We start from the raw sequence: 16,923 nt of genomic DNA on the forward strand, positions 1-16,923 counted from the left end.
GCCAGCAATGATGACCTCGCTGCGGCGCAGCGTGTACAGTCTCCGACCAAAAGCTGATTGTGCGCCGGCTCGATAACACCCGCGGTGTAGCGGGACAGTACGGCCAGCCAATCGGCCATCCTCAATTGCTGTCTCCTTTTGGGTCTGATCGCATGCCGACTTCCTTCAGCATAAAATGCTGGACCTTGCCCAATGCCGTTTTCGGTAGTTCTTGCGTGAAAATGATTTCGCGCGGTGCCTTAAAGCGGGCGAGCTGTGATTGCACATGCGCCAGCAGCGCTTCCGCTTCGATCTGGGCCCCCGGTCGCCTGATCACATAAGCGATCGGTACTTCTTCCCAGCGCGGATCGGGGCGACCGACGACGGCGCATTCCGCGACATCCGGATGGCCCATAAGCACGCGCTCCACTTCGGCGGGATAGATATTCTCTCCGCCGGAAATGATCAGGTTCTTCTTGCGGTCGTGGACCCAGAAATAACCATCGGCGTCGCGGCGGCCGATGTCACCAGTGCGATACCAACCATTACTCAAAGCCTCATGCGTAGCCCGCTGATCGCCCCAATATTCGTAGAAGACGTTTGGCCCACGTACTGCGATCTCGCCTGGTGTCCCGGGCGGCAAACTGCTGCCAGAACCGTCGATGATCGCCGCTTCGCAGCAAAGACCGGGCAGGCCGCTCGACCCGTCAGGCACGTGATCTCCGCCGAGCTTCGTATACACCGCGATAGGGCAGGTCTCCGTCGAACCGTAAACCTGTAAGACGGGCACTCCGCGCGTGACAAAGCGCTCGACAAGGCGCTGCGGCACCATCGTCGATCCGGTGCAGATCGCTTTGAGCGCGGAGAGGTCCGTGCTTTCCCATCGCGGATGGTTGGTCAGGGCCTGCATCATGGCAGGGACCAAGGCTGCCAGCGTGGGCCGGTCACGCTCGAACGCATCAAGCGTTGCCTCCGGCGTAAAGCGGCTTTGGATAGTGACCGTGGCGCCGTGATGCAAGCTCGGTGTCGTCTGGATGTTCAGACCGCCGACGTGGAAAAGCGGCAAAACAGTCAGGGCATGATCGGCCGAGGTGAGGTCATGCATGTGCTGACTCATAACGCCGTTCCACAGCAACGCGTCCTGACGCAACACTGCGCCTTTTGGTCGCCCTGTGGTACCTGAAGTATAAACGATCAGAAGCGGGCAGGTCAGGTCCGCACGTCGATTGCGTCCGTCACCACCGTCTTCATCCAACAAATCGTCCAACTTGCTTCCGCCGGGAGGCGCAAAGTCCAGCCCGACGAGGGAGGCATTGGGCAGTTGCCGCGTCAGAACCGGCAAAACTGCGTCGAAGGACTGCTCTAGCACGAGCACTTTTGCCCTGGCGTCGGACAAGATGAAAAGCTGCTCGGCGGCCGCAAGGCGCCAATTCAATGGTACGAGGATTGCGCCGAGCCGTGCGCAGGCATAGAGCAGCGCCAGATAATCAGGCCGGTTGAGGCTGAGGATCGCGATCCGGTCTCCTCTCTCCACGCCGAGCTGGCTCTCGAGCGCGCGAGAAACCCGCTCGATTCGTCGATTGAAGCCGGCGTAGCTTAGAGTCTGTTCCTCGAAGTGGATCGCGGCTTTGTCGGGAGCATGCGCCGCGTTGCGCTCAATCAGTGTGCAGAGATCCAATGTATTCTCCGTGTGACTCGGCTTGGCACAACAGGTTTGTACTGATGCAGTTAAGCCAGAGCTCGCAATTGCTGCGGGAGGCGTCGATCACGTGCTTCGGTCGTCCTTTGCACGGGCCATGATCACAAAGCCTGAGCAAAACAACGCGGTTCTTGATGGGTGTCATGGGTTGCGAACAATGGATATTGCTGGAGGACTCCCAGGCGCTTGAGTACTTACTCTGTTCTGCTCGACAGCGGTCGCGTGCATCTGCCCGTGATGATAGGCGCACCACGACGACTGTTTCTTGCCTGGTTTTTGATATACAGGCTCGCCGCACATATACGCCGCTCTGGGATCTCCATCTTTGAAGCCGACAATAGCCCGGCATTGGCCTTCAATGTGGTCGATTAACAGGACCTTCTTGACGCCGTCGGGCTCTTTCAACTTGCTGCTCCACAGTGCCAACTCACCCCTTCCGATGTCGTGCCGGTCACGCCGAGCGACGCTTGCAGCTCAAGCCGTTTGAAAACCTCCGCGATCGCGAGGTCTGTCGCACACTTGCGCGATGAGAAGGCCCTGCCAACACCGGGAAAGCGGTGTGAACAGAGCGAAATGTTGCTTCGCCGACCTGATTTCGGCACGGTGCCCCACTTGAGGAATGGTTCGGTTTCAAATTCGGGAAGCAGCGGCGCCCTGCAAAGGCTTGGGATCGGAATCGACGTCGATCTTTTCTGATATCACCGGCTCTCTGGTGACCCGGCTTAGGAACGCCGCATGGTATCGGTTCTGGAATGGCGGGCCATGCACAACGACCTGCGAGCCGTAGCGCCGCGATCATGACGCGCTGCATAGCCGTTTCGGCCGACCCGCTGTCGGGGATGAGGATCGTGACCAACCGTTGCGGCGCCGTTCTGATCAGGTGAGACATTCGCAATCCTTCACAATCCCGACGGCAGACGAAGATTCGTGCCGATCTCGGGATCGTACAACTTAACGTTACGTCCGATTCAAGCCCTTTGGCAGCCGATATGAACATGGCAAAAACTCTCAGGTTCGCCGGAAAAGCGCCGCCGAGCGACATGGGGTTGACAGCATTCTGCGCTTCGTGTGTCAGAAAGGTCGTCACCCCATTGAGACTAGATTCACAGCAGGTGAGCCCGTTGTCGGAAACGCCTGCGCTTCCGCGATTGAGGTCTCGCCGTCCTCGGAGCCGATTTCGCGCACGACGTCCGCAGTGCCGTCATTGAATAGTTCAGTCGCAGCTGTCCGCCGCTGATGCGGCAATGCTAAGTGCGAGATCCGACGATAATTGTCGATCAGGTCCGGCCTGACGCGAAGGCAGTTATGGCTCTTGCGCCGTTCGAGCAACGAGCGGTGCAAACGTGCGAGCGGCCATCATCCGACGCATGTCGCACTCGCGGACTTGGCCTAGTGCTGAGATCATCGCAGCGTCTGATAGAGGCGGTAGAGCAGCCGCGCGCGAGGCTCAATCGATGAGACGTAGAGTTGCTCATAATACGTATGCGCGCCCTTGCCGTCGACGCCAAGGCCGTCAAGCGTCGCGGTATGCGGCGCGGTGAAATTGCCGTCGGAGCCGCCGCCGCTGAAAACATCAAGCAGCTTGAAGCCGAGCTCGGCGGCAAGTTCCCTGGCGTGTTCGTAAAGCGCGGCGCCGGCGTTGCTCTTCTCGTAGGGCGGACGGCTCAATTCGCCGCGGACCTTCACTCTGACGCCCTTGGTGCGCGAGGTGATCCCGAGGATCCTAGGCACCAGCTCGTCGGCGTCGGCCATGGTCGGCACCCGCATGTCGACTTCGGCATAGGCCTCTTCGGCGATCACGTTCGGCTTGGTGCCGCCGCGGACCACGCCGACATTGACGGTGACGCCGCGCTTGAGATCGTTCATCGCCTCCAGCGTCTGGATCACATTTGCGAGTTCGCGGATCGCGCTGCAGCCGTCCCCGGGGCGCGTCCCGGCATGCGCCGGCGCGCCCCTGACGAAGACGTCGAAGCGCGCAACGCCCTTGCGTCCGGTGACGATCTTGCCGCCGTCGCGCGCGGGCTCGGTCACGAGCACATATTTGGCCTTGCGACCCTCGTCCTCGATCAACGCCCGCGACGTCGGACTGCCGATCTCTTCGTCCGATACGTAGAGCTGGGTGATACCGAGTGGCGGGCGGACATCATCGTCGCAAATCTGCCGGAACGCGTGATAGGCGAGGTAGGCGCCGCCCTTCATGTCGTAAATACCAGGGCCGAATGCCCTGTCGCCCTCGATCTTGAACGGCAAGCGCTCGATGAACCCCATCGGATGAACTGTATCGAGATGGCTCAGCACCAGAATGCCCGGTACGCCCTGCCCCCAGGACGAGCGCGCGACCAAATGATCGCCGCAGCCGTCACAGCCCGCAACGCGCTCGATGGTGACCGACAGGTCACGATAGCCCGCCGCGACGAGGTCAGCCAGTTTGTTGACCTGATCCGGCCGCTCCGTTGGAGACTCGATCTCGACCCAGCGGCGGATGCCGTCGAGGATCCTAGCTGTTCCAAACGGATTGCTGGACATGGTGTCTCTGTGAATTTGAGGGCGTGCTCGCACAAGTTCATGATAAGGTTCACACAATCGCATCTTGATCGAGCGCGAGGATCTTCAGATTCGCCAACTGTTGCGAGCCAGGTGTGCTTCTGAAGCTCGGCCTTGCCGCGGCAAGGAAGCTACGCGTCTGCCGATCGTAGAGGAGCTACCAAGGCTGGTAGGTATCGACGCAATTGCTCAAGCTCAAGGGTCTGTCCTGGTTGGTGGCCGTTCTGGTGAGTTGTAGCCGTTCCGATCGGAACTCCTTCGACATCGTTGCAAATTGCATTCCCATGGCATCAATCCGGCCGCCTCACGGGCGCTTGCTGCTCCGTTCTCGTAGGCTGCTACTCGGGCCTCACGGTCCTTCGGGGCGACCAAGCAGAGGAGGTGCCCACTCAACACAGAGCTCACCGTATTGTCCTGTTCTCTCTCCTGACGGCGATTTTCGTAAATCGCACTTAGTCAAGCGGCAGGGTTCGAAGTGCGCCCCGAAAGTTGATCAATGGATTGCCCTGGCCAGCCCGGGTCGCGACAATTCGTCCGGTAAAGATGGTATGTGTGCCAACGACCTTGTGGTCGTACAGAACGCATTCGAGCGAACAAAACGCATTCGGCAATAGCGGTACATTGAGGACGCCTTGACTCCAGGGCGCGGTATCGAAGCGGTGAACACCTCTCGCGCCCTCCTGCCCGCCAAAACGCAGCGCAAGGTCCTCCTGGTCTCCGCGGAGAAGGCTTACTCCAAAACTGCGGCTGGCCAGTATCCCATCATGGGTCTCGGTGCTGGCATTGATGCTAACGAGCAGGCACGGCGGCTCCATGGAGATCGACGTCACAGAACTTACCGTCAGTCCACGTCGTTCGTCGGCGGCTCCGGTCGCCACAATGGCGACACCGCTCGCCAGATGTCGCATGGCCTGACGGAACTCCGCCGATTGGATAGACGGAATATCCCGAATTGCAGGAACGAATTTTTGGCTCATGATGCGTCTCTGGAGTTGCACTTCATTTCTGGTGTCTCCGGTACGCAGAGATGACCTTGATACCCGACTAGCGAGCGCAGATTGGTACCGGGTACCGCATCGATCTCCTCCAGATCAGCTACAGTGATGACCTGACGGACGTGCAATATCTCGCCGCGTCGCGCCGGATCGGCGGTCGCAGCAGCAGAAGTGCGAGTTGTCCACCACCTGTTTCAAGAACCCTCCTCAAGAAACCTGCTCGCCCTGAGCTGCCCGGGCGAGGGGCGGCCAGTGTTCATGGATTTGTGGCGCGATCGGAGCAGCTGTGCTGGAACCCTCCCACGCGCCCGTGCGCACGAGACGATGCCGAGCCCGCTACCGGCGGGCGCCGACCTGATTTATCCGCACGTAACAGCATCGGCGCGCCTAATTTACTCTTGAGAGAACACGCCTTTTCGCATCGAGAAGATGCCCATCGAGCGTCGCGTGCAGCGCACCCCGCAGCTCCGGCGGGATCGAGCTATCTGTATCGATCAATTCCCGAAACTTTCGAATGATGTGTTCTATCATGGCAATAGATCCGAGTGCGTCCATAGTCTGCGAGGACATCATCGATTATCTCCTTTGGAGCGCGGCGCGCACTTCGTCGCGGGCCCTGACCTCAACGGCGTGCCGCAACAGGCGCTCGCCAACCAAGAGCGTTGGCTCTCGCACCGCGTGCTTGACGCGAACTGCGTTGGTCCGCGCCGCGGGCGGGTGGCGCACGACCCTCGAAATCTCGCGGAAACAACAAGCGTCGCGAACGCAATCTCGTCGCGCTTGCGAGCGTTGGTCTTGGTCAGAATATTGAGACATCGGCGAACCCGGCTGTCATGCGTTGGAAACCGCAATCAGGCACTTCAGTCGAGCGGCTGCGGCGCCGCGATCAAGCGATTCTTGCCCAATTGCGACGCCTTCCTGAAGTGTCGAGGCCCGGCCGGCTACGATCAATGCCGCCGCCGCGTTCAAAAGCGCGGCGTCACGATATCGACTTGGTGCGCCATCGAGTACGCTTTGCAGCGCGACGGCATCGATATCGGCATTGCCGCTCTCCAGCGCGTCGTTGCGGCAGCGCGGGAGCCCGGCGTCTTCCGGCATCACTTCGAAGGTGCGGACTATACCTGCCTCAAGCGCGGCAACAAAGGTCGGGCCGGTGAGGGTTATCTCGGCGAGCCCGTCCGAGCCATGAACCACCCATACCGATTCGGCACCAAGGTTCTTCACCACCTGCGCCAGTGGCTGGACCCATTCGCGAGAGAACACCCCGATGATCTGCCGCTTGACCCTGGCCGGATTGGACAGAAGTCCGATTAGATTGAAAATCGTGTGGGTCCCAAGTGCGGTCCGAATCTGACCAATGCGCTGCATCGCCGGATAATGGGCCGACCCAAACAAGAAGCCGATGCCGGCTTTGGCCACACAACGAGCAACAGCGTCGGGCTTGAGATCGATCTTCACGCCAAGGCGCGCCAACACGTCTGCAGCGCCCGAAGCTGACGATGCAGCGCGGTCGGCATGCTTGGCGACAGGAACGCCGACCCCGGCGACGATAAAGGACGCGCATGTCGACACGTTGACCGAACACAAGGGCGCGTCGCTGGTGCTAGCGATATCGATGGCGTCGCATGCCGGCTCAAGCCGTGGCATTTTATTCCGCATCGCGGAGGCTGCGCCGGTGACTTCTTCAACCGTTTCGCCGCGGACCCGCATTCCCATCAACAAGCCACCGATCTGCGAGGGGGTCGCGTGGCCCGACATCATGGTGTCGAAGGCTAACGCAGTTTCCTCACGTGTCAGAGTGGCGCCCGTGGCTACTTTTCCAATGATCGATTTGAGCGCTTCCATCGAACTGTGCACGGTCTCTCTGTCCAAACCTGAGGCTCTTCCGTTCAACGGAGCTTTCGTTGAAGAAAGGTGGCGATGCAGCTGGCCGCCCCATCCGCGCGAGGCAGATGCCTCATTGACGCTTGCGTGTCGGTCGGTGTGAGCGCGGGCCTCACTCGGTGAGGCTACAACCTGACGCTACGTCAGGGTCAAGCTCTCCATTTCGTGGAGCGGTCAAGAGAAGATCGTCGGCCGACGAGGACGGTGTCGGCGCGTGGACGCCAGCACGGATGGGACTGTCTCACGCCGCCGCTTGCCGCGTCCGCCTCGATCGCAGCGTTTATGCCGATTCACCGTATCCTTCGAAGCCTTTCGGCTCGCGGGCGCCGCCGTCGTGGAGCTTTGAAGCAGGCCTCCTCGACCTGCTTCTGGAGTATCGATGCCGGTTAGATCGAAGCGGAACCTCATGCCCTGCCGGAACGTGAATGGAGATGTGCAGACCTCCACGAACAACGGGCTGCCTGTTCTCTCATTGATACCACCGAGAACTCCCTCTCGTTGCAGCGGCAGGCGAGCGCTCGCTTAAACGAGGGAGGGCCACGGCCCAATTTGGTGTCTTGACGATGCAGATGACGATCGCGACACCGCCATCGATACTGCGGGGCGACCACCTTCGAGGCTCGCGGGATCCGTTATCATCATAACTCGACCTCTCAGCTAGCGGAACGAGGTATGTCTTGAACCATGCATCGTGTTCTGCCCCGCTTCACAGCCGGAACACGCCGTACTGTGGTGCGTCGATCGGCGCATTGAGCGAAGCGCTCAATGCGATTGCCAGGGCGGTTCTGGTGTCGATCGGATCAAGAATGCCGTCGTCCCAGATTTCGGAGGTCGCATAATAGGCGCTCGACCGCTCGCGATACTCTTCAAGGATGGGCTCTCGAATGGCTGCCAATTCCTGTTCCGAGAGGCGTCCGCCCGCGCGGGCCAATTGTCTCGCCTTGACGTGGGTGAGAACACCGGCAGCCTGCTCGGCACCCATCGCAGACATCTGAGAATTCGGCCAGCTGAACACAAACCGGGGATCAAACGCGCGTCCCGACATAGCGTAAGTGCCTGCGCCGTGCGAGCTGTTACAAACAATCGTAAACTTCGGCACGGACGCTCCGGACACGGCCATGATCAGCTTGGCGCCGTCCTTGGTGATCCCACGCCGCTCATATTCGCGGCCAACCATGAAGCCCGTGATGTTCTGCAGGAAGAGCAGGGGCGTTCGGTTCTTGTCGCACAATTGGATGAAATGAGTGCCCTTTAGCGCACTGTCGCCGAACAGCACGCCATTATTGGCAAGGATCCCGATTTGATATCCATGAAGCCGCGCAAAGCCGCACACGAGTGATGTCCCATAGCGCGGCTGGTATTCATGAAATCGGCTGGCATCGACCAGACGAGCGATGACCTCTCGCATGTCGAACTGCGCTCGCGTGTCCATTGGAATGATACCGTAGAGTTCCGTCGCACCATAGGCCGGCGGCTCAGGGGCGACTCGATCGATCCTGGTCTTCGCCGGCTGGTGGAAGCGCGCGACGACGTCGCGGGCAATCGCAATCGCATGAATCTCGGAGCTTGCGAAGTAATCACTGCTGCCGGACACGCTGGTATGCATGAGGGCACCCCCAAGCTCTTCGGCGGATACTTGTTCCCCGGTGGCAGCCTTCACGACCGGGGGGCCACCGAGGAAAATCGCCCCTGCACCTTCGACCATAATGTTGTATTCACTAAGCGCTGGGACGTAGGCCCCTGCCGCGGTGCATTGGCCCATCACGATGGCGACCTGCGGCACTCCCATCTTCGAGAGAATGGATTGATTGCGGAGAATTCGACCGGCATGGTAGCGATCAGCAAAGAACTCCGCCTGCAAAGGTAGGAACCCGCCCGCGCAGTCGCACAGATGAACCACTGGCAGACGGTTTTCGATAGCGATATCTAAGGCCCGCACGATCTTCTTGACCGAGAGCGGATACCATGCGCCGCTCTTCACGCTGGCATCGTCGGCGTGAACAATCACCTCCCGACCCGCCACAATGCCGATGCCGACGACCTGCGCAGCGCCTGGCACCTCGCCATCGTATGCCTTGTTAGCGGCCAGCGTGGAAAGCTCCAGGAATGGGGTTTCCGGATCGAGCAAGGCCGCGAGGCGCTCGCGAACAAACAGTTTATTTTGCCGACGCAGCCGCTCGAGGTCCCGCTCGGGTCGGTCGAAGCGGGCAACGCGCTGGCGTTCCTTCAACTCGGCCGCAAGTTGTCTGTTGTGGAGGTCGTTGCGACGAAACTCCGGTGAGTTCACGTCCGCCACGGAACCGATCCGCTGCATTTCAGCGCCCTTCCGTGGAGAGCGTGACCAGCACAGCGTCGCGCTCGAAGCTCTCGCCTTCCTTGACGTGAATTCGATCGACGATGCCATCCTGTGGTGAGCGTATGATCGTTTCCAGCTTCATGCTTTCAATCATCATCAGCGCCATTCCCGCCGAGACTGCCTGACCAGGAGAAACGGTGGTCGCAACAACCACACCAGGCATCGGCGCCCGGGCAACCCGCGGACGTGCCTCGTCATTCCCGGAAACGAGCGTTCGCAATGGGTCATTGTGGCGCAATACGCGCGTTCTGCCGCGTATGTGTAGGTAAATCAGCTCGCCCTCGATGGCGAACCGAACCGGTTCGCTCTCGCCCGCAATGGTCAGCATGCCGCTACTGTCGCTGTGACGGGTGAACGCGACGGGGGCGATCACTTGATCACACAGATGGAGACGGTAGCCCTGCTGGCTGGCTGAAAGCCACAATCTGTGATCTACGCCGTCGACCTCGAATGAGTGATACACGTCAATTCCTCCAGCTGCCGAGTGCCGCGTGAAGCGCGGGCACGGCATCGGCCGACTCGCGGACCGGCCCGGTCAGGAGAGCAGCGCATGCCAGGAACGCAGGCATTCCGGCAGCAAAGTTGCCCGCTGCGAGATGCGGGTTCTCTTCGAGGTATCCCGTATGGAACTGACCGTCGAGAAATGCTTCGTCGGAAAGGATCCGGGCGAGTAAGCTTGCGTTGGTCTCGCACCCAAGGAGAACCAGCTCCCGAACCGCGCGATGGGCTTTCAGAGCAGCCTCTATGCGGCTTGGTGAATGCACGATGATCTTGGCGAGCATGGGATCGAACGCCGGCGTTATGGTCTGGCCTTGCGTGATGCCGCTGTCGATCCGTACGTTATCCGGATACTCGAGAAGAAGTACTTTCCCAGTGGTCGGGACGTAGTCGCGTTCCGGAGCTTCCGCGTACAATCTGAGCTCGATTGCATGCCCATTTGAAACAATGTCGGACTGCGAAAGTGCAAGTTCGCGACCTGCTGCCGCATAGACCTGTTCGGCGATCAGATCGACGCCGGTTATCATCTCAGTCACCGGATGCTCGACCTGAAGGCGTGTATTCATTTCGAGAAAGTAGAACTCTCTTCCGCTGAAAATGAACTCGACCGTTCCTGCATTTTGATAGCCCGCTGCGCGGGCGATGCCGACCGCGGTCTCGCAAATTCGTGTCCGCAATTCTGGTGATAGCGAAGGCGAGGGCGTTTCCTCGATGATCTTCTGGAAACGACGCTGGACCGAACACTCGCGCTCGAAGAGATGGACCAGGTTACCGAAGGAGTCACCGAGCACCTGTACTTCAATGTGTCGCGGGCTTTCGACATATCGTTCGACATAAAGTCGGCCGTCTCCAAAGTAGCGGCGCGCCTCACTGCGCGCCCGCTCAATGGCGACCTCCAATACGTCGAGTTCGCGTACAATTCGCATGCCCTTGCCGCCGCCACCCCCTGATGGCTTCACGAGCAAAGGAACTCCAATAGCCCGCGCTCTCGAAACGAATGTCGCCGGATCATCTTCTTCGATAGCGCAGGGCGCGACTGGAAAGCCATTGCTCTGAACGAAATTGCGGGCGCGGATCTTGTCGCCCATGAGTTCGATGATTTCTGGAGCGGGTCCGATGAACGCAATACCGGCCTTTATCACTTTCCTGGCGAATTCCGCATTCTCAGCAAGCAATCCATAACCCGGATGTAGCGCGCCGGCGCTCGCTCCGTGGGCGACAGCGATGATCTGCGCGATGTCCATATAGCTCGCGATCGGCGTGCGGCCGGTGATCGGAATCGCCAGGTCGGCCATGGAGACGGCCGGAGTCTGCGCGTCAACCTCGTGGTAGACAATTGCGGAACGAAGTCCAAGCTTGCGTAACGTTCGGATGATTCGTGCGGCTATCTCACCCCTATTGGCGATCAGAACCGTATCGAAGGGTAATTTGTGCATTTGCCTACCCGGACAAGCGCGCTGGAACCAGAGCGTCGTCAGTTGTGAGCGTCCGAGCTCGTTAATCTGTCCTCGCGTGACCGTCCCTCAGGTCGGGCTGGGGCACTTCCGAGCGTGAGCGAAGCGAACAGGCCTGCCTGGTCCGCGATCCTTCACTTCGAGTCGTTGTTTCTCTTACCAGTATCTCGAACGGAGATGACGTGGCGACATTGCTGACTGAGGCTCGTTTGCTGGGATCTGAGACAAGCAAGGATAGCGGCGCGATCTGGTATGTGGGTGGCACACAGGCGGAACACGTCCTCCATGCAAGCCTCTTTCTCCTCTGCGGTCGGCGCTTGATCGCGCGCGCTAATCCGCTCGGGGATCACAGCTGTCATTGCGATAGCAAGAGCGATGGCGCAGTGGCGGGCTTTGAGGAGCGAAGGCAAATGGATTCGTTGGTTTTGAATCATGATGTCTCTTCAAGTCGGTGGGTTTGCGGTATCGGTCTTCCCGAGCCAAACGCAACATGACCTGTCAAACGGGATACAGGCCGGAACTGCTTCAGAACGGTGCCTGCGAGTCCGCTCTTTCGCTTCTGCGGACCTAGCCACGGCGCTCGTCCTCTGTCGGCACGACGCAATCAGCATCGGTCGTAGTCGGGGCCGAGCCCCAGGCGGACGGAAGGCGTTCGCGGCTGAGCTGGCTGAGCAAGTGATCATTTTTGGGCTTCCGGTGATTGTGTGGTCGGGTCTGCCATGCCTAGATGTCGCGAGGCATTGCGTGGGCGTGGCGTGCTTTAAGGTGCCGGGCTCGGCCGACTAACTTGCCAGCCCCCTGATGACGCCATAGCCGGCGCGACGCAGGATCAAGACTTACGGCCCGGGCCAAGGTGTCGCGTGGCAGAGTGATGAGGCAGAAGCGAGGTGCGCTTAAGCCATTGCGAATGATACGCTCGATGGTGGGGAGCGAACCATGGTCGCGCGCGCCTACGTCATGTGTGGTGTAGTCTTGCAACCTGTATTCCACTCGATGTGAAGACGACGGGCGGGATTTCTGAGATGGACCCTTTGCCGAGCGCCCGTTCTCATGCGGATAGTGCGACGGGAGAGCGTCCCGTGCAGATCTCGAAACGCGTAAGTTCGTCCAGCCGACCGGCCTCCGATGAGATGCGGATAACAATGCATTCGGAGGATCCTAGAGTCGTGATTGAGTCTTGCGGAACGAGCCTGGATGCGTGAGACACTCGCAATTCTCGGTACCTGTCGGGAAGCGTCTAGATTGTCGGAGGTGGTCCCCACTTGTGTAGGATCGTACAATCTAACGCCACGTGCGATTCAAGCCTTTTCGTGCGTCCAATCGCCTGAAGGTGTCTGAGGTGTGCGCTATTTCGGATAAGTTTCGGCTGCAAGGTCGCACATCGTGTGTTCTGAACGGCGACGGCTGTGCATGGCGCGGGGCAGCGCAAGCAACGGTCAGCGCCTGCTTTTGGTGTGACGATCGCATTAGGTAACGGAGACCTCCAGCGTTGCTGCTACGTAATTGTACGTAGCGCCGGTGTCGCATTTCTTTGATCTGCGAATTGCATGCTCAGGGCATGAATCCGAAAAGTAAACTCTGCGAGCCCGACCACTGGCGAGGCCGTGCGGAAGCAACGCGAAAGAAAGCAGAAGCGCTCGCTTACGGCAAACCCAGAGATCGGCTTCTTAAGATTGCCATGGAATACGACAAGCTGGCGCGTCGTGCCCAAGAGTGGCAGACGCGCAGAAACTCGGACGATACATGGCCTGCTCAGGACTCGTAGGCCGTCGCTGCGCCTCGATCAAGCGCCCGCGGATAGACCGCTACGCAGCTGTTTCGGTGAAGAAAAATGTTCCCCGTGGCTCGGTGCAGGCAAGTCAGCGGCCGCTTGCATGCGACGTTGAGGCGACGCCGTATGGCGAGCCGACCGACGGTTCCTGGGTCGCGCTAAATGGCTTCCAATCGAATCGCAACCGGCATGGAATGCCTGGGTGCTTCTCTAGAGTCAGCCAGTGAGGTCGTGTCCAGGTCGCATTCACTCGGTGTGTGGAATGCGTCGATCGAGCTTTACCCGGACTGATGCCGCCGATCCGCTCATCTTGCTATTGTCGGGGGAGGCTGGGCGTGGTGTCCGGCTCCATTGCAAATGAGCGGATACGGCGGCGTGCTCCTGTTGCGATGTCTGATCGCGACACGTACGTCGTTTGGCGACGAGTTGGAAGCCGGCCGCCCCCGCCCGGCGGCCGCACTTCAGGCCTATTCTTTTGGTCAGCTTCTCGAAAGCTGATCCTCCTTTATGTCATCTTGCGCGCGCCACTGAGACAACAGACGTCGACCTAACTATTGTTCCGAGGAGGCGCGCTCGTGGAAAGCGCCAATCGGCGGCGGTCTGCGACGGCTCATCACATCTTTTGTGTGGTGATTGTCGATATAATCATCCCGTTGGGGTTCCTGTAACGATTGTCCAGGCTTTCGAATAGTCCATTCACCTGGTCTGATCGAACGGTAAACTCTCCATAGTTTGGATCGAACAGCGTGGTCCTTCCCTCCGACGCCGACGTCGCAATTGTGTGCCGGCCACCCTCGGCGAAACGTAAGCTCAGCAAATGCGTCGATCCGTCGCGGGTGATTTTGTCCAGCATGCGCGCGCGGTTCTCAGGTTCATCGAAACTGTATACTTTCTCTCTTCCGGATGGTTGCAGGCCCATTTCCGTCAGCACGGTGTTTTTTGCCTGCATGTTGGCCTGAGAACGTTCTACCCCGTCGCGTCGCAATCCAGCTCTAAGGTCCTCATACTGCTCTTGCCGCTCAGCCGCAGCGCGGTGCCCTTGCGATCCGGGTACTAACGCATTCATTCGGGATGTCGGGCTGTTGTGGAGATTGCTGAGCCATTCTCCAGCCAGCCCAACGCAGATGCCGTTTACATTCGCGTCGGCCAATCCGGCCGTCCTGTAGTCGAATAGGGAGGTGCTCGGCCTCGCCGCAGAGGATGCACCGGGGTTGTCTGGATCCGAGGCGCGTGGCGTGCTAACGCAGCACCCCATTTGGTCGGGCACTCCAGGCGACGGGCTCCTCAGCAGCGCGAGATCCGCAAGCGTTCTCGTAAAGCTGTCGCTGTCGCCTAACTGGCTCAGTGCGTCACTTTGGATAGCGCGTGTGGATGAGTCACTGATTCGATTATCCATGGCGATTCCTGTTTCCCTCGGCGTAAGTCTTTTCGCAGTGAGTTCGGGCCGCTTAGGCGCTGCTGCGGATGATACTCAGACGAGCTGACGACAAGCTGACGGGCAGCACCATTTGTCGTGAGCTTCGTTAGTTCGTCGAGGCTATTGCACCTATAAGAAGGCTGCGATGATCCAGCAAACACCGGCCCAAAGCAGCGCACTGAGCAGAAGCGCGGCCAGCGGCCACAGGTTCCCCCTCCTTTGCGCCTGCCAAGATCGGCAATCAGCGCCGCAATGCTTGATCCCGCAGTGCCTTGGTGTGCGCCAGTGCGTCATTCATCACAACCCGCGCCGGTCCACGGAAAAAGGCTAGTGTCTGGATGCTTCGTATCAGTCATAAGTTTGCAGTCTTCTTTTAGAGCTCTGGTGTCGTAGTCTTGTTTGTTGCGCGGCAATCATCCAGCTGATGATTTGGCCGCGCTCCTTAGCAGTTGCATCGGTCAGGATCAAACAATAGTCCATTGTGGATTGATGCTTGGATATAGGGCGTCATGCTGGCTCGCGTTTCTCCACCACAGCAATCAGCGTGCCATGGGCGGAGAAGCCCCGTGCCGGTCGACACGAGAAAAATACGTGTCTGTCGGTTCGACGACATGGATGGTTGTGCGTAGTCGGATTTGCGACATCGATGTCTGAAAGAACCGGAAGTAGCAGGAAGGGTGAGTGGTATGTTTGCGCCATACCGGCAACAATGCGTTAGGAGTTGCATCGTAATGACGCGGCGATAGATCCGCCAATGGTCTAGTTACATTCAATGGGGCCCTAATCACGTTCTCGGGTCGTTACCCTACAGGGACGCACTGAGATGGCAGGCGATCCGCTAGATGTTGTCTCAGCTCAATCAAGGAGGCAGTACGCCGCGCGTCCGCGGCTCTGATACGAGCCCGTTCGATTTAGCCCGCGTACAACTCATCATGGTCACATAGATGACGCATTGGCCATGTTTCAGACTCGTCGAGCAGAAGGCCGCGAATGATCAAGTACCGCATCGCGAAGCAGCATCGCACCAAGACGATATCGCCTTTGCGAAGCGTCACCCGGTGCGGGCGCAACGTGGGTTTGCAAGCCATAATGGAGTGCAGATATCGGAGGCCATCATATGGAGCATGCCAGGATGACGCTAAATCCAATTTCGATGAGTTGACTGGCCCATTCCATATGCTCAAGCACATCTCCGGGAAACCTGAATGGACAGGGGCAATGCGAACTTGGTTTGTAAGTGCGAAACTCAAGGGCAGAGTTTCCCATTGCTGACGCGCGCGCTCTTCGGCGATGTGCGGCTAGCGCTTGCTGTCATCGATGAAGCAAAATGCCCGGCGTGAGGCTCGCTCGGTGACGGATGTATCCGTCCGGCTATCATCAGCGTGGAAGTCCAATCGGCGGGTCGAGTCGCATCGAGCAGATCGTGCACGGCCCGCATTCAGGCAATCAGGGACCCGTGAGAGCGTTTCGTCGGAACCTTGAAACACGAAGCGTCGGAAAATAATAGGAGAACAAGTGATGATGGACATCTGCGGTTTTCTCAGCAGATGGTTCGCTGAAGAGTGGTATGGGAACGCTGCGCTGAGGACCGAGCTGACGCCGGTTAACGAGTGGCGAGACAACGTCATCTACGTCGACTTCAAAGCGGTCCGCGAGGCAAAGGAGGGGGCGTGCGAGCGCATATCATAGAAAAGCTGGAGGCCGGCCGCGTACAATACGGCCAGTTCGCCAGCATTCCGGGATCAGGCCCTTGCGGCCTGTTCTTTGTCCAGGGACCTTGCGGGTGTAAGCTGAAGATCAGTGGATTAGTCCGTCCTGGCTGGGAGCATGTAGCTGTCTCGACGCCGCGGCGTTGTCCGAACTGGGAAGAAATGTGCTTTGTCAAAAACCTGTTCTGGGATGAGGAGGATTGTGTAATGCAACTGCATCCGCCACATTCGCAGTATGTTAACAACAGCCGGTATTGCCTGCACCTGTGGAGACCCACTTACCGGGACATTCCAATGCCCCCGCCGAGCTTTGTAGGCATCGTTGGGCTAGGACCATCCGAAGCGGCAATGTTGTTTGCACGGATGGGCGCGACAGCATGACGAGTTGGGTCAATGACATCCGCGCGGAAGATGATGCCGAGCCGGTGCAGAAACATCGGTGCGGCGCCGCCGGAAGGCAGCGCCACCAGCGGACATGTGCTTCCATCTGTTGACATCGTGCAAGGGTTCAGAAGCGGGAAATCACTGCTGCTGACCCGGAGGCGGTGACAGTGCATTGAGCCGGTTCAAGAGATGTCTCATATGCACCGGTGCGACCGATTCCAATGTGGACGGAA

10 protein-coding genes are annotated in these 16,923 nt (G+C 59.1%); 2 read left to right on the plus strand and 8 right to left on the minus strand.

Features of this window, described 5'->3' with window-relative positions; all coding sequences use genetic code 11:
• Window positions 1-121 precede the first annotated feature (121 nt).
• From ACOIX3_RS10485 to ACOIX3_RS10520, 8 genes are all read right to left on the minus strand, one after another.
• Window positions 122-1,657 carry a class I adenylate-forming enzyme family protein gene (locus ACOIX3_RS10485; protein ID WP_420969689.1) on the minus strand — a complete coding sequence of 512 codons (1,536 nt, stop codon included), beginning with the start codon at window positions 1,655-1,657 and terminating at the stop codon, window positions 122-124.
• Window positions 1,658-3,079: 1,422 nt separating this feature from the next.
• Entirely contained in the window at window positions 3,080-4,204 is a 1,125-nt protein-coding gene (locus ACOIX3_RS10490) for a M20 family metallopeptidase (RefSeq protein WP_420969691.1), read from the minus strand.
• A gap of 470 nt (window positions 4,205-4,674) precedes the next feature.
• Window positions 4,675-5,199, minus strand: coding sequence for a flavin reductase family protein (locus ACOIX3_RS10495; RefSeq protein ID WP_420969693.1), 525 nt, complete (start codon window positions 5,197-5,199; stop codon window positions 4,675-4,677).
• Between the two features lie 849 nt (window positions 5,200-6,048).
• Window positions 6,049-7,062, minus strand: coding sequence for an anthranilate phosphoribosyltransferase (trpD, locus tag ACOIX3_RS10500; RefSeq protein ID WP_420969695.1), 1,014 nt, complete (start codon window positions 7,060-7,062; stop codon window positions 6,049-6,051).
• A 745-nt stretch (window positions 7,063-7,807) separates the two neighbouring features.
• Complete coding sequence (locus ACOIX3_RS10505; RefSeq protein ID WP_420969697.1) at window positions 7,808-9,415, minus strand: acyl-CoA carboxylase subunit beta; 1,608 nt, start codon at window positions 9,413-9,415, stop codon at window positions 7,808-7,810.
• 1 nt (window position 9,416) lies between these two features.
• Window positions 9,417-9,920, minus strand: coding sequence for an acetyl-CoA carboxylase biotin carboxyl carrier protein subunit (locus ACOIX3_RS10510; RefSeq protein WP_420969699.1), 504 nt, complete (start codon window positions 9,918-9,920; stop codon window positions 9,417-9,419).
• Between the two features lies 1 nt (window position 9,921).
• A complete protein-coding gene (locus tag ACOIX3_RS10515; protein ID WP_420969701.1) occupies window positions 9,922-11,391 on the minus strand; it encodes an acetyl-CoA carboxylase biotin carboxylase subunit in 1,470 nt (489 codons plus the stop codon).
• Between the two features lie 2,402 nt (window positions 11,392-13,793).
• A complete protein-coding gene (locus ACOIX3_RS10520; protein WP_420969704.1) occupies window positions 13,794-14,330 on the minus strand; it encodes a YopT-type cysteine protease domain-containing protein in 537 nt (178 codons plus the stop codon).
• Window positions 14,331-16,115: 1,785 nt separating this feature from the next.
• Here ACOIX3_RS10520 and ACOIX3_RS10525 point away from each other — a divergent pair.
• Window positions 16,116-16,286: a hypothetical protein gene (locus ACOIX3_RS10525; protein ID WP_342710133.1), complete on the plus strand. Its 171-nt coding sequence runs from the start codon at window positions 16,116-16,118 to the stop codon at window positions 16,284-16,286.
• 182 nt (window positions 16,287-16,468) lie between these two features.
• The gene (locus ACOIX3_RS10530) at window positions 16,469-16,687 is read left to right on the plus strand and encodes a DUF7694 domain-containing protein (protein ID WP_420971706.1); all 219 of its coding nucleotides are present in this window, start codon (window positions 16,469-16,471) and stop codon (window positions 16,685-16,687) included.
• The last annotated feature ends 236 nt before the right edge of the window (window positions 16,688-16,923 follow it).

This window comes from Bradyrhizobium sp. B120 (genome assembly GCF_049075665.1).
Lineage (GTDB): Bacteria > Pseudomonadota > Alphaproteobacteria > Rhizobiales > Xanthobacteraceae > Bradyrhizobium.

What these genes read in the sequence shown, in the direction of transcription:
- ACOIX3_RS10515 (WP_420969701.1), bottom strand. Translation starts at nt 11,391, where the DNA reads ATGCACAAATTACCCTTCGATACGGTTCTGATCGCCAATAGGGGTGAG.
- ACOIX3_RS10495 (WP_420969693.1), bottom strand. Translation starts at nt 5,199, where the DNA reads ATGAGCCAAAAATTCGTTCCTGCAATTCGGGATATTCCGTCTATCCAA.
- ACOIX3_RS10490 (WP_420969691.1), bottom strand. Translation starts at nt 4,204, where the DNA reads ATGTCCAGCAATCCGTTTGGAACAGCTAGGATCCTCGACGGCATCCGC.
- ACOIX3_RS10505 (WP_420969697.1), bottom strand. Translation starts at nt 9,415, where the DNA reads ATGCAGCGGATCGGTTCCGTGGCGGACGTGAACTCACCGGAGTTTCGT.
- ACOIX3_RS10525 (WP_342710133.1), top strand. Translation starts at nt 16,116, where the DNA reads ATGATGGACATCTGCGGTTTTCTCAGCAGATGGTTCGCTGAAGAGTGG.
- ACOIX3_RS10530 (WP_420971706.1), top strand. Translation starts at nt 16,469, where the DNA reads ATGTGCTTTGTCAAAAACCTGTTCTGGGATGAGGAGGATTGTGTAATG.
- trpD (WP_420969695.1), bottom strand. Translation starts at nt 7,062, where the DNA reads ATGGAAGCGCTCAAATCGATCATTGGAAAAGTAGCCACGGGCGCCACT.